Here is a 13,443-nt window from a genome sequence, read left to right as displayed (position 1 = left end):
CATTCTGGATATGCGTCGGCGCTGCATGTCCCATGTGCGGTTCGTTGATCATTCGTTTTTCACCTTGCAACGCGTTGTAGGCGGCATAACAACTTGATGGTGGACATACGCCATCGATGAAACCGACGCTCATAATCGCTTTGGCGCGACATCGTGATGCAAAATTGACTGCATCGACGTATCGTGATGCTTCTAATACCTTGGCGTCGGGTTTTCCATCCGCCGAATTGGGAACCAGCTTGGGCCATCCATTGACGCGCCCAGCTGCGACACCGGTGTGATCACAAATCGCCGGGACCCCTGGCGCGATCATGGTCACTCGCGGGTCCAAGCCACCTGCGGCAAGCGATTGTCCGCCACCCTGGCTGTGTCCGATCACGATGACATCGCGGCCATTCCACTGAGGCTGGGACGTTAGGAAATCAATCGCTCGCACCAAACGCAAAAACATACCGCGAAAATAACTGGTGTCGCGATTGTCACGTCCATCGTAACGGTAACTTTTCAAATCTCCGCCACTCAGCTCTGCATAAAACGAGTTTGGTTTGCCGTTGGGGATACCGTGAGCATTGATGTCCATCGACAGCATGCCTGCTTTGGCACCCTTGACCGCGTTTCCAAGACTCGAACTGCGAACGCCTGCGCCGTGCACCCACAAAATCGCAGGTAGGCTGCTGGGTTTGGACTGTTTTGGTTTCGCAAAGTATCCGGATACCGGAGCACCGCCGAGACACGCTACTTGAACATCAAAGCACTCAATCGTTTTGTCTTTATATTCCACCGTCGTTTGTTTTGCGTCGGCGGGGATCTCAGCCAGCAGCCGTTTTTGCTCGTCCCAATAGGCATCGAAATCATCAGGCACCGGCATGCTCGGTTCGATCTGAAGCACCGAGAATCCTGCGCCCACAGCGGCCTTGATCGGCTTTCCATCGCTCGGTTTGTAAGTCACGGTGCAACGCAGGAATCCAGGTTTTGATCCTTTGACTACAACGCGAGTGGGGGATTCGCCAAGTGTCGTTTCGCCTTGGGGGTAACCGCCGGCTTTGCCGCTTTTCAGAAAATCATCGACAACGTAACTCAGCGATCCTTGTTCGACCGACTTACCTTCCTTTTCCAGCGTGACAAGAAACGCAGCCTCCTCGCCGACCTTGTAGAGTGCGTCATCGCGATCCGTCACAATAGATAGAGAGAAGGTTTCCGCCGCAGCAGCGACTCCGCCGAGCAAGCACAGGTTGGCACACGTAGCCAAGACAAAATGACGGCAGAAGCCGAATGAGAGAGAACGCATTGAGATCTTTCTTTGGGGGTAGGAAGTGAAGGTAGGAAGGGGCGAGGGCAAAAAGGCAGGATTGACCTTAGAATGCTTCGTTTAACCGTTAGCCGATAGGCGTACGCAAACGGATGCGAGTACGCCTTCGGTTGACTGCCAAAGGATTAATTCAACAAGCCGTCAAGACTCTAATTGTCGTTTCCGGAACGAACTAATACACGCCCGCCGTTCTGTCTGCTGGCAATCAACCATTACTCAAGCCACCGGAGCGGGGACACAAGCCATTTCGGCGACATGGACCGTGCACATCGTGTCGGTTGACCCACGGCATTGCGGATGACGTTAAAGTATAGTGAAGTTTGCTGCGGGATGCAGTCCGCAGTGATTCCCTCGCAAACTTCGATCATAATCTATAGACACCCTCCCTTGCTCTCTCTTTTTCATTGGAAACAAACTGACATGACGCGAAAAAAACAATTTGGGCTGGCACTCGCATTTTCGCTGCTCCCAGTATCGCTCGGTTATGCGGATGTCTCGCTGCCAGCGATTTTTTCGGACCATATGGTTTTGCAGCAAGAGACCGAGGTACCGGTTTGGGGATGGGCCGAACCCGGCGAAGAAGTGAAGGTCGCAATCAATGGCCAGACAAAAACGACTCAAACCGGCGATGACGGCAGTTGGTCAATCAAGCTCGATTCGTTGAAGCCAGGCGAACCCACCACGATCAAGGTTTCGGGTAAGAACGAGATTACGATCGAGGATGTTTTGATCGGCGAAGTTTGGCTGGGGTCGGGCCAATCCAATATGGCGATGACGGTCAATCGAGCGAACGACTTTGCGGGTGAGCAGAAGAAGGCGGCGCTTCCAACGATCCGAATGTTCAAGGAGAACTCCGGCAGTTCGGCTACGCCCGAAAAAGTTGGCAATGGGGAATGGCAAGTCTGCTCGTCCGAGACGGTGGGCGGATTCTCAGCAACGCTATTTTTCTTTGGTCGCGAAATCCATGCTGATCTCGACGTGCCCGTAGGATTGATCAATTCCTCGGTCGGTGGCACACCAATCGAAGCATGGATCGATGCCGACGTGCAACGTGCCGACAAAAATTTGCAACCGCTATTTGCTGAGCGAAAGCCCGTGGATTTGGAGACACAGAAAGCCAATTACGAACGGGCACTTAAACGTTATCAGGCCCAAGTTAAAAAGGCCAAAGCCGAAGGGAAACCGCTGCCGAGAAAGCCGCGAGATCCCGCGTCGGTCCAAGCACGCAAAGGCAACGTGGGCGGGTTGTTCAATGGCAAGATCGCACCGCTGATTCCGTATGCGATCCGAGGTGCGATTTGGTACCAAGGCGAAGCAAATTCGACTCCGTCCAAAGCACCATTCTATCAGTACCAATTGCCACTGCTGATTCAGGATTGGCGTGAACGATGGGGTTATGACTTTCCCTTCGGTTGGGCGCAGTTGCCGAATTATTCGGGCAATGGTCGTGATTGGCCGACGGTTCGCGAAGCGATGCTGAAAACGCTGTCGGTTCCCAACACGGGGATGGGGATCAATATCGACATTGGCGACACCAAGGACATTCATCCCAAGAACAAGCAGGAAGTCGGTCGTCGACTATCGCTATGGGCACTCGGGTCGGTTTATGAACAAGAGGTCGCTGCCGTCTCGGGGCCGCTTCCAGACGGGCATGAGATCCAAGGAGACAAAGTCGTCGTGCGTTTCAAACATGCCGAAGGTCTCGAGTCGAGCGGCGGACCGATCGTTGGTTTCGAAATCACCGCCGATGGTGAAACATGGGTTCCTGCCGAGGCCGAGATCGACGGGGAAAGCATCGTCGTATCAAGCGACGAAGTCGCCAAACCGACCGCGGTTCGTTACGCCTGGACCAACGATCCGAAAACGAACCTATTCAACGGAGCCGGACTCCCCGCGACCCCCTTCCGTACCAACCCGTAGCCCCGTCTCCCGTCTCCCGTCTCCCCCCTCCCACCTCCCACCTCCCCTCTCCTCTCCTCTCCTCACTCCTCACTCCTCACTCCTCACTCCTCACTCCTCACTCCTCACTCCTCACTTCCCCTTCCCCTTCCCCTTCCCCTTCCCCTTCCCGCCGCAGGTTCTTTGGAATGTTTGATCGACGCCAGTTTATCGGTTCGCTTGCCGCAGCCACGACACTCTCGCTTTCCTCGCGTCTCGCGATGGGAGCGGAATCGATAACGCGTGACCCGGTAAGCGATTTGACCACGCGGTTGAATCCCAAGATCGACAAATCGCGTGACGTGGCACTGGGACTGTTAAAACCAACGACGGCCGAGTTGGAGCGGGGATTGCGATTGCATTCCGAGTCAATCGTGTTTGACGCCTATGGATTTGGTCCTCGCGCGGCAATCGACGGAGCTGAATTGGCGGCTCAGGCGGAAGCGGGAGCGTCAGCGGAGGAATTGAAGGATTTGCGGGAAGAGATGACGATGACACGGTTTGTTACCGATCCGGTTGAGCAACAAGAATTCCGAGACGCGTGGCGTGCTTCCGGAGTGACTTGTGTGTTCAACAATGCTGGCGAGGAAGGCCAGGACCCACTGCGGTTGATCAAGCGATTGGCACGCCACACCTACGCAACCGATCTGATGCGTGGTTTTGTATCCAAAGCTGCGGTGCCAAGTGACGTCACAACGGCAAAGCAGGAAGGGCGGCATTGTTACTATTTCACTGGCAACGGTGTTCCGCTGACCCAGCAGTGGTTGTCGGTCGAAGACGAACTGCGTTACGTCCGCATCTTCCATCAGCTGGGGATTCGGATGATGCATTTGACCTACCAGCGTCGAAATATGATTGGCGATGGTTGCGGTGAAAAGAGTAACGCGGGGCTCAGCGATTTTGGCCATCGTGCGATCGCGGAGATGAATCGAGTTGGGGTGATTCCTGATTGTGCGCATAGTGGATGGCAAACGAGTCTCGAAGCGGCGAAGTCGTCGTCGCGACCCGTGGTGGCAAGCCACTCGACATGCGAAGCGATCTATTCGCACTTTCGCAGCAAACCGGACAATGTGATCAAGGCGATTGTGGATTCGGGCGGCTACATCGGGATCTGTTGCATTCCTCGCTACCTTGGTGGTGACGGGAACATCAACGCGTTGCTGGATCACATCGATTACGTGATCAAAAAGTTTGGTCCCGACTCGGTCGCGATTGGCACCGACGTTTCTTACACCTCGCAAGCATCCGCAGCCGAGCAAGCAAAAGTTCCCAAGCGAGCACGTCGACGCGAAGAGTTCCGAATGTTGTGGCCGAAAGATAATTTCAAAACGACCGCGGCAATGAACGAGAGCATCGCATGGACGAATTGGCCGTTGTACACAGTCGGGCTCGTCCAGCGTGGTCACAGCGATGAGGTCATTCGCAAGGTGATCGGAGGAAATGTAATGCGAGTGCTCGAGGAATCGATGGATCGTCGTTGATCGCTCCGCGATCAGAACGTTAGAGAGTCAATGCCCGTAGTGCATTTCGCCAGAAATCCCAACTCAATTATTTCCGTAGTGGATTTCGCCAAAATTCCCATTCGACAACGGAATTCTGGCGAATCCCACTACGGGGTTTTTCAATTCGGACATCGATTGATCGCCATGCCCATTTGGTCAGCGAGGTCCTCGAGTTTGTCCTTCATTGATGCATTGCCATGGGAAATTCGACCTGCGGTGACCACAACGACATAGTCTACAGACTTTTGCTTTGCTTGAATGGAACAAGGTTACTTGTTTCCCTGCGTCCATCCCTCCGGCCGTTCCTCCCCGTACCGATAGGCTTTCGATGTTACTGCGATCGCGAACTCTCTTTTTCGCCACGGTGTTTACGCTCATTCCATTTGTTGCATCCTCTGCGGAACCCGCTGGCGACTCGGTATCAGAGAGTGTCATTTCGCGAGTTGTTTTTGGTTCCTGTATCCAACAAGATCGCCCGACGCCGATCTTCCCCGTGATGCTGAGTGCGAAGCCGGAATTGCTGCTGTTTCTTGGTGACAATATCTACGCCGACACGGCGGACATCGACGTGATGCGGGCAAAGTACGATTTGCTGGCGAAGAACAATGGATTTCAAGCATTGATGTCGGCTTGTCCGGTCATGGCGACCTGGGACGACCATGACTACGGGCTGAACGATGGCGGCGCGTCTTATCCCGAGCGTGATGCCGCGCAACAAGCGTTTCTGGATTTCTGGGGTGTGCCAGCGGATTCGCCTCGGCGCCGACAAGCGGGAGTCTACGAAGCAAAGATGTTCGGGCCGCCCGGTAAACGTGTCCAAGTCATCATGCTCGATACTCGCTACTTTCGTTCGCCGCTACGGAAAGGGACTCGCCAAGTTGGCGGGCCCTATCTGCCGGACGATGATCCTGAGAAAACGATGTTGGGCGAGGCACAATGGAAGTGGCTCGAGCAGCAGTTACGACTACCAGCCGATGTGCGTGTGATCGCTTCGGGGATCCAAGTCGTCGCCGAAGCCGCTGGTCAAGAAACGTGGTCCAATCTGCCGCACGAGCGGAAACGATTATTCCAGCTGATCCAATCCACCAGTGCTGGTGGCGCGATCATCGTCAGTGGAGACCGACATTGGGCCGAAGTTTCGGTCGTCAGCGATGATGTGGCCTATCCCTTGATCGATGCCACTTCGAGCAGTTTTAATCAGAAGCATCCGCGAGGAACGCCGACACGCAACCAATTCCGCGTTATTGAGCAAACTTATCACAAAGAGAACTTTGGAGTGATTTCGATCGATTGGAATGGGGTCGATCCAGAGGTAACGATCGATATTCGCGATATGACAGGCACATCGCAGATCAAGAAAGCAATCCGGCTCAGTGAGTTGCAGCCGACGAAGTGATTCCCGTCGCGAAACTCGTCAACGGCTTGCTGATTTAGTGAGCCGTGGGCCGTAAGGCACCGGGTAAAGCGTGGGACCCGGCCGCTCACGAGAACGTCCGGCTTAGGGTGACTCTAACAACTCGCATTCGTTCTTTTTTAAGGCCGGAGGCCGGTACAATTCATGCCGGTGGTGTTAACCACCGGTTTGGAATGCCGCAAATCCAAGGCCGGAGGCCGACACATTTACACAGCCATTGTGTCGGCCTCCGGCCTTTGCAGCTCATTCGCTACGTCCCGTGGCCTTACGGCCACGGCAGAGGATGTATCGGCCTCTGGCCTAAGCCGGACGTTCTCTCACGCGTCACGGCTCACTAAATCAACACGCCGCCCAGAGTTTTGGGGGCTATCGATATCGACGAAAGTATTCGCGACTTTCGCTACATCGGGGGTCTCTACGCTAATCTTTGTCGAGACCATCGAGTGTCTTTCGAATCATCTTTTGCATCTGCGGATTGTCCGCATGCTGGTCGAGCATTTGCTGCAATTGAGCCTTCATCATTTCCTTGGCGTCAAGCTGAATGACGCCGACCGGGGGCGTGAATCCGCCGGCGACGGCTTCCGCCGTTGCTGCACCATTGCGAATGTCGATAAATGAGTTCACTTTGCCGACCAAACCTTCGTGTCGCTTGAGTTTGATAGCTAGTTTCGGGGCTTGCTGCCTAAAATCTTCCCATGTGGTCGCGGTATAGACTTTTTCGTTGACGCTGCCGTCGGCGTTCGGCTCTCGGTCACGCACACGAACCTCGATTCCTGCGTCACTAGTTTCTCGTAGCGTGATCTCTTGGGTCTTGTCGACCACTTCCATTTTCGTCTCGGTGATGCCGTCTTCGGAGTGGACGGAACGTGAGATTTTGATGCCGTTGATTTGGATGCTGGACGTCGATGACGCATGATCGGATGTCGTGATCTGCGAATCACGGTTACTGTAACGGTTCGCTGGCTTGTTCTGGCCCGCAACATTCGCAGCGGCCGAACTCGAGGCCTCGTTCGACTTTGCGTTTTTGCCGTTCCGCATTCTTAGCGAAGTTGCTTTGCCATGAGCAGCCCCCGAACCAGCAGCGTTTCCGCTGGCCGTTCCTGTGACCGTGCTGGTACTACGCGTCTCGCCGTTACCAGAGCTTTGGGACGAAGAGGAACTGGTGACCGTCGCCGAAGAGGATTGCGTATCCGTGATTTGCTCGTTGTATTTTTCATCGGCGTGCGTCCAGGGGACCAAGACGCACAACATCAGCAGCATGATAGCCGCATGCATCACACGACTGCGACGCGTGGCACCGTTAAAACGATTCATTGTTTTCAGCCTTTCAGAAAGAGAGCGAAATGGTTCACTGCCCGCCATCGACACGATGGCGGGAGAGCAGGTGGTATGAACAGGTGGTTCCAGCAACTCGATCAACAATCGAGCGTAAGTGGCCGGGGCGACACGAGCGTGGCTAATGGCGTCCCAATCGCACGCGGATTCCATTGCGATACGGTAGCGTCGACGAGCCAGCCAGAGAGGCGGAAAGAAAAACAAGACGCCGCAGAGTAGCGTCACCAGGGCATTCCAGTGCAGGTCCGAACGCCGGTGATGGGCCAGTTCGTGAGCCATCGCGGCGCGGCAAGCTTCGTTACCGTGCCGCTGCTGGAAATCCGATGGAAACACCAGTAACACGCGTCCGTTAAAGACAAGTGCCGGACTGGTAAATCGATCGTTGATCTGTAATGCCGGAGCGTGGCGGATGTCCATGCGAGCGACGGTTTCGCGGTAGATCGTTCGCAGCGAATTGGGAATGTTGCCTGATCTGCCTCGACGTAACTGCGATCGCAACGCAGCGTGGCGATGGAGCAAGAGAATCCATTGCCCTATTAAACCGATCGCCCAAATTAGAAACAGCCACGAAGCGGCACTTTCAAAGACATCGTCCGCCGACGTCGCAGTGGTCGATTCTCGTGATAACGGAAACCGAGTCGCGATGTCGATTTGTGGCAGCGTTGTGGTGACCGCGATGGGGACCATTTTTTCCCCTGACGCATCGACTGGTGCGATCGGGAAAACCTCGCTTACGCCTGGCAATGGATCAACCCGCAGCGTGTTGAATAGGAAACCGGGTAGCGGCAAAGCGAATGGCAAACAGAGCACGAATAGACACTTGATAAATACCAAACGCCATAACCAAGAACGGTGCTTGGGGGTCAGCCACGTAGCCCTGGATTCGATCAGCCATAACACGGCGACAGCGATGGTTGTCGGCAGCAGGGTTCGCTGCATCGCATCGGACCAGAAAGTGATGCCATCGCTCATGATCGCTCCTTTGCGGTGGTCTTTGCACTGGCTTCCAAATCGTTGACGATTTGTTTCAGCTGTGCCAATTCGTCCGGCGCGATCGATTTCGCATCATTCAGGTACGCCGCAAACGGGGCAACTGAACCACCGAGAACACCTTGGACAAAATCGGCGACCAGGTTTTGCAGTACTGCCGATCCTGATCGCTTGGGACTGTAGTGATAGACGTTGCGGATCTTTTTGCGACTCAGGAATCCCTTCTGCTTCAAGCGGTCCATGACGGTCAGCACGGTCGTGCGTGCCTGGCCTGTTTTTTCAAACCAATACGTCGCCACCTCACGCACTGTGACAGGGTGGTTTGCGTCGATGAACTGCAAGATTTCGAGCTCGACACGTCCCAGCGTTGGCGTGCGAGGTTTGTCATGCGGATCGGTCATACGCAATTTCCTGATTGACAAAAGCGGTAGACTACATCTGTCGTCAAGTTATCGCTGACTACAAGTGAAGTCAAGCGAAAAGTTCAGGAAAGTGGAGAGTTGGCGGATTCCGCTCGGTCGGCGAAGAGACGCCGCAACAACCGTAGGGTGAATCGATAGAGAGGCGTTGGGGTGTAGCGGATGTCGTCAACGACTTTCGTTTGTTCGATAACGAATCATTCTTCTCTCGCAGTTCAACGTTTTGATCGCGGCGCGATCAACGACAATGCTAAAAGAAGGTCCAAAGCTGGGCGCGGAGCAGCGTGCCGCTTTCGCCTGCGACGTAGCCCGTGCGAGATTGCTCCGCGGGTGAGTCGCGAATGTCAGTCACGTCGAGAGTGAATCGGGCGGATCGTTTGTCAAAGAGATGCCAATTCAGACCGGCGGCCACTTCGCTGCCGGTGCCGAAGTCTCCGGTGACAGCGGAACCTCTAACGAACAGTTCCAATTTCTTGGGGATCACAAACGCGCCGCCTTGGATATAGAATCCGTTGTCAAGCAGCGATTCTAATGAAGTGCCGCCGGTCCCCTCGATGTTCCGCAGCCATCGCATAAAGACCTCACTGCTGAAGCTGTAGCCCTGCTTCTTTAGTCCGAGGTGGGCGGTGTAAAGCCAGACGTCAAAGGCGTTGACGGTGACGCCGGGGGCAAGTGCGTTGGGCTCGACAAGACGAGTGCCATCACTCAAACGCACTACCGTTTGTTCGGCGCCCGATTGATCGGTTGAGGTGCTGTCGTTCTTGGTTTGCGTCAAACCGTGACCGACACGGATGGCTAGGTTGTCGTGGTGTTCTTGGTCGGAGAAACCGACACCGAATTCGCCCAGTGGTTCCCACCACGCTAATGCAGAATAGACAAAGTTTGTGTCGAGATCCGAAGAACGCAACGTCAAAGTGTTCAGTCCATTTCCGACGAAAACGGTGTAGGAAAGCGAATCGCCGAGCTTGCCGATTCCCCACATTCCGGCGGTGATCGAAGGACGGAAAAAGGTGGTCGCGAGGGTTCGGTCGGCTCCCATTGTGTAACGCGACGTCTGTTGCCACTCCCACGTTCCGGGGACTTTGCCCAGCCCCATGTACAGCGTCAAGGCATCATTGTGGCGAAACGAAATCCATCCCAACAATGGTTGAATCGAACTTGACGCGACCGTGCTGTAATCGATGTTCGCGTAGAATCCGAGGTCTTTGTCCAGGGCGTAGCCGGAAAAGACCAAGCGGCCGCGATTGACATCAAAGTCGTTGCGGTTGGGAATCGTGTTGACGTTTCCCGCCGCATCGATCGTGGTCGCTTCATCGCGACTGAATCCCGTGTAGCGAAACTGGTTGTGCAAACCAATGGTGAGCTCAAAAGGAGTTTTGGCCGCGTCATACGGTCGCAACGTCCACCCGCTATCGTAGATTGGATAGTGAGTGGGAAGCTCGGCCGTCGGCGCATCAAAGCAGATTGGTGCTTCGGCCTCGATCAAACCACCGTTTTGACGTTGCTGCAGTTCGAACACGGTTTGTTCAAGCTGCTCGATCCGCTGCATGGCCTCGGCAAGTGGCGGATCAGTTGCGTGGTTGCTAGCAAGGGGCGGTGGCAGCGAGACCTGCTGCGATAGGGCAGGCGACGCACAAGTCCATAGAGCGATGATGGCGACGGTGACGTTTGGCCAGCGGCGACCGCGATTTGCAAAAGGGCCGTCCATATGCCGCATCTAACTGGTTTCCAAGGACCCGTGTCGAAAACAGCAGATCACCGGATTTGTCTGCTTGGACTTGTTTGCCTAGAGCGCGGCGCCGGATCGTAACGCCAAGCATGCATCGCCGATTCTGTCCGCCACTCGAGATCGCGTTCTGCAGTCCTGTTTTCTATTTTTCGGCGAAAACGTCAGCGTGGTCCGTTAAAACCAGAAAAAAACTCTCGTTCCCAGGCTCCCGCCTGGTAACGCACTGCTTCGGAGGCTCCCGCCTCCTCTTCATCCGCATCGGTTTTCCGGTCTCGGCAGCCAGGAGCCTGCAGTTCAGTGGGTTCCAGGGCGGGAGCCCTGGAAACAGGCTTACGCAAGCAACCCCTCGATGACTTTGGCGGGTTGTCCGTCGATCAGCGTTTGCTCGCGGCCGTTCTGTTCAAAGGTCAGATGCTCAGCATCGATTCCAAACAGATGCAGCAGCGTCGCGTGATAGTCGAAATGGTTGACGGTATCGGCGACCGCGTGATGGCCAAATTCGTCGGTCGCTCCATATGTGCCCGCTCGAAATCCCCCGCCAGCAACCCACATCGAAAAGCCGTCGGTGTTGTGATCCCGACCGATGTTGGCTTCGTTTTGGATCACCGGCAAGCGGCCCATTTCACCGCCCCAGTGGACGATGGTGGTGTCCAAGAGTCCTCGTTGCTTCAGGTCTTTTACCAGTGCGGCGGCTGGCTTGTCGATTTTGCCGCACGATGCAGGCAACCCTTTGACGATCGCACCGTGATGGTCCCAGTATTGGTTCTTGGTAAACAGTTGAACGAAGCGAACGCCTCGCTCGATCAAGCGGCGAGCGATCAGGCAGCGCTCGCCGAACTCTTTGGTTTCGGGCTCATCGATTCCGTACATCTCATGCATCGATTTGGATTCGCGGCTGAGATCGGTCGCCTCGTCGGCGGCAAACTGCATTCGCTCGGCCAATTCGTAATTGGCGATGCGTGCTTGTAATTCATGTTCCCCGTTGCGCCGATCGGCATGTCGTTTGTTCAGTGACGCCAACAGCTCCAAATAGTTTTCTTGAATTTCGCCATCCAAATGCGTCGGTGGCTGCAAATTCAAAATACGCGGCTCGACCGGACGGATCACCGTTCCTTGAAACAGCGATGGCAACCAGCCGTTGGACCAATTCAGCACCCCTTCGACGGGCAATCCTTGAGGATCGGTCATCGCGATGTAGGCGGGCAAACTTTGACTCTCGGCTCCCAATGCGTACGTCAACCAGCTGCCTAGTGCCGGACGCCCCTTCAGCGGACGTCCTCCGTTCATTGCATGGATCGATTGCCCATGGTTGTTGACGCCCGTATGCATCGACCGGATCACCAAGGCTTCGTCAGTAATCGTGGAAAAGTGCGGTAGCAGTTCGGAAACATCGGTGCCATGTTCTCCGTACTTTTTGAATTTCCAGGGCGAGCCGAAAATCTTCGAGCTCGCTTGAGCCGCATTGTCGTACTTGATTTTGCCTGGGAACTTTTGCAGGTGCATCTTGTTGAGCAGCGGTTTCGGGTCGAGCAGATCGATCTGGCTCGGACCGCCCTGCATGAACATCGAAATCATCGCGGTGGCGCGAGGAGCGTGCGGCGGTGCCTTGGGCGTCAAATCAAACCCAACTGTTCCCATCTTGGGCTTCTTCGGTTCGGCGTCCGCTCGCTGGGCCATCATGCACGCCAACGCGAGAGGCCCGCCCCGCATCATCGAGGATGCAAGGAAGTGTCGCCGAGTCGAACGTTGTTGCGATTCGTTGGTTTTCATGGCATTTCGAGAGACATTGAGAGTTTTTTATTTCGGAACGCCGCGACGCCAATGCAGTCGTTTTGGCATTCATTGTGTGTCGCTTGAGTAGTGGAATTCGCCAGAATTCTCGTCATTGCTGTTGCAGCACCAGGAACTCTGGCGAGTCCCACTACAATGCAAGGTTGTGATCGTGGAGGGACTAATCGACATACAAAAACTCATTCGAACTAAACATGGCTTGGCAGGCACTTGCCAGCGCCAAGCGGTGAGCTGCAGCGGGAGACAATTTTGAATCGCGAGATTGAAACGTCGCAGTTTGCTTTTCGACAAACTCAATCATTTCGACCAGGACGGTGTTTTCGATCGAGCTGCCGAAGCATTGCATCCAGGCTTGCGAGATCTGATCGGACGTTTCGGTTTCCTCGCGGATCATCTGATCGGCCAAACGCTCGGCGTGGTCGATTGCAAATTGGCTGTTCATCATCAGTAGCGATTGCGGGGCAACATTCGAAAAATTGCGCTCGGTGCAGTTGGGGGACACGGTTGCGATGTCAAACGTTTCCAGGACCGCCAGCGGTCGACTGCGGCGAACTTGAACATAGACGCTTCGTCGCGACACTCCCTCGAAATCGTCCTCTTTGCCTGTCGGTTTACGCTCACCATCGAGCATTTCTTGACCCAACACAATTTGACCTACTGCGTCCTCTTTTACCGGAACCGGTGGACCATGCATTTCGCTCGTCATCACGCTCGTTGCGGCAATCATCGCATCACGGATCGCTTCGGATTCCAATCGTCGAATCGACATCCTAGCGTACAAGCGATTATCGGGGTCCACTCGGTCCAGCATCTCCGATCGGTGCGAGGCCTGAGTATAAGTGGTCGACAGCATCATCATGCGATGCATCCGCTTGAGTTTCCAACCGCCCCGCATCAATTCATCGGCGAGCCAATCGAGTAGTTCAGGATGTGTCGGTTTTGATCCCAGACGGCCAAAATCACCGGGCGAATCCACGATCCCGTGACCAAAATGATGGACGCCATATGCGATTCAT

9 protein-coding genes are annotated in these 13,443 nt (G+C 54.9%); 3 read left to right on the top strand and 6 right to left on the bottom strand.

The annotated features are described in order from the left end of the window. Positions 1–1,288 (bottom strand): acetylxylan esterase (locus RMSM_RS05725; RefSeq protein WP_144057400.1); only part of this gene is annotated, 1,288 nt, incomplete at its 3' end. 441 nt (positions 1,289–1,729) lie between these two features. Here RMSM_RS05725 and RMSM_RS05720 point away from each other — a divergent pair. From RMSM_RS05720 to RMSM_RS05710, 3 genes are all read left to right on the top strand, one after another. Next, positions 1,730–3,229 (top strand): sialate O-acetylesterase, encoded by a 1,500-nt coding sequence (locus RMSM_RS05720; RefSeq protein WP_008692847.1) that lies wholly within the window; start codon positions 1,730–1,732, stop codon positions 3,227–3,229. A gap of 167 nt (positions 3,230–3,396) precedes the next feature. Then, entirely contained in the window at positions 3,397–4,728 is a 1,332-nt protein-coding gene (locus tag RMSM_RS05715; protein WP_008692844.1) for a dipeptidase, read from the top strand. A 349-nt stretch (positions 4,729–5,077) separates the two neighbouring features. After that, on the top strand, positions 5,078–6,145 hold the full coding sequence (locus tag RMSM_RS05710; RefSeq protein WP_008692843.1) for an alkaline phosphatase D family protein: 1,068 nt from the start codon (positions 5,078–5,080) through the stop codon (positions 6,143–6,145). Between the two features lie 438 nt (positions 6,146–6,583). Here RMSM_RS05710 and RMSM_RS05705 read toward each other — a convergent pair whose 3' ends face one another. The 5 genes from RMSM_RS05705 to RMSM_RS05685 all read right to left on the bottom strand — a co-directional run bounded on the left by RMSM_RS05705 (position 6,584) and on the right by RMSM_RS05685 (position 13,439). Further along, positions 6,584–8,470: a M56 family metallopeptidase gene (locus RMSM_RS05705; protein WP_008692841.1), complete on the bottom strand. Its 1,887-nt coding sequence runs from the start codon at positions 8,468–8,470 to the stop codon at positions 6,584–6,586. After that, positions 8,467–8,889 (bottom strand): BlaI/MecI/CopY family transcriptional regulator, encoded by a 423-nt coding sequence (locus tag RMSM_RS05700; RefSeq protein ID WP_008692840.1) that lies wholly within the window; start codon positions 8,887–8,889, stop codon positions 8,467–8,469. The genes RMSM_RS05705 and RMSM_RS05700 overlap by 4 nt, the downstream gene beginning before the upstream one ends. A 268-nt stretch (positions 8,890–9,157) precedes the next feature. Next, entirely contained in the window at positions 9,158–10,624 is a 1,467-nt protein-coding gene (locus tag RMSM_RS05695; RefSeq protein ID WP_236622018.1) for an OprO/OprP family phosphate-selective porin, read from the bottom strand. Positions 10,625–10,966: 342 nt separating this feature from the next. Continuing rightward, a complete protein-coding gene (locus RMSM_RS05690) occupies positions 10,967–12,406 on the bottom strand; it encodes a DUF1501 domain-containing protein (RefSeq protein ID WP_008692837.1) in 1,440 nt (479 codons plus the stop codon). A gap of 181 nt (positions 12,407–12,587) precedes the next feature. Beyond that, on the bottom strand, positions 12,588–13,439 hold the full coding sequence (locus RMSM_RS05685; RefSeq protein ID WP_081614031.1) for a DUF1553 domain-containing protein: 852 nt from the start codon (positions 13,437–13,439) through the stop codon (positions 12,588–12,590). Between the last annotated feature and the right edge of the window lie 4 nt (positions 13,440–13,443).

This window comes from Rhodopirellula maiorica SM1, from assembly GCF_000346295.1.
Classification (GTDB): Bacteria; Planctomycetota; Planctomycetia; order Pirellulales; family Pirellulaceae; genus Novipirellula; species Novipirellula maiorica.
This window is presented reverse-complemented; position numbering and strand designations above follow the sequence as displayed.

What these genes read in the sequence shown, in the direction of transcription:
- RMSM_RS05700 (WP_008692840.1), bottom strand. Translation starts at nt 8,889, where the DNA reads ATGACCGATCCGCATGACAAACCTCGCACGCCAACGCTGGGACGTGTC.
- RMSM_RS05690 (WP_008692837.1), bottom strand. Translation starts at nt 12,406, where the DNA reads ATGAAAACCAACGAATCGCAACAACGTTCGACTCGGCGACACTTCCTT.
- RMSM_RS05695 (WP_236622018.1), bottom strand. Translation starts at nt 10,624, where the DNA reads ATGCGGCATATGGACGGCCCTTTTGCAAATCGCGGTCGCCGCTGGCCA.
- RMSM_RS05715 (WP_008692844.1), top strand. Translation starts at nt 3,397, where the DNA reads ATGTTTGATCGACGCCAGTTTATCGGTTCGCTTGCCGCAGCCACGACA.
- RMSM_RS05705 (WP_008692841.1), bottom strand. Translation starts at nt 8,470, where the DNA reads ATGAGCGATGGCATCACTTTCTGGTCCGATGCGATGCAGCGAACCCTG.
- RMSM_RS05710 (WP_008692843.1), top strand. Translation starts at nt 5,078, where the DNA reads ATGTTACTGCGATCGCGAACTCTCTTTTTCGCCACGGTGTTTACGCTC.
- RMSM_RS05720 (WP_008692847.1), top strand. Translation starts at nt 1,730, where the DNA reads ATGACGCGAAAAAAACAATTTGGGCTGGCACTCGCATTTTCGCTGCTC.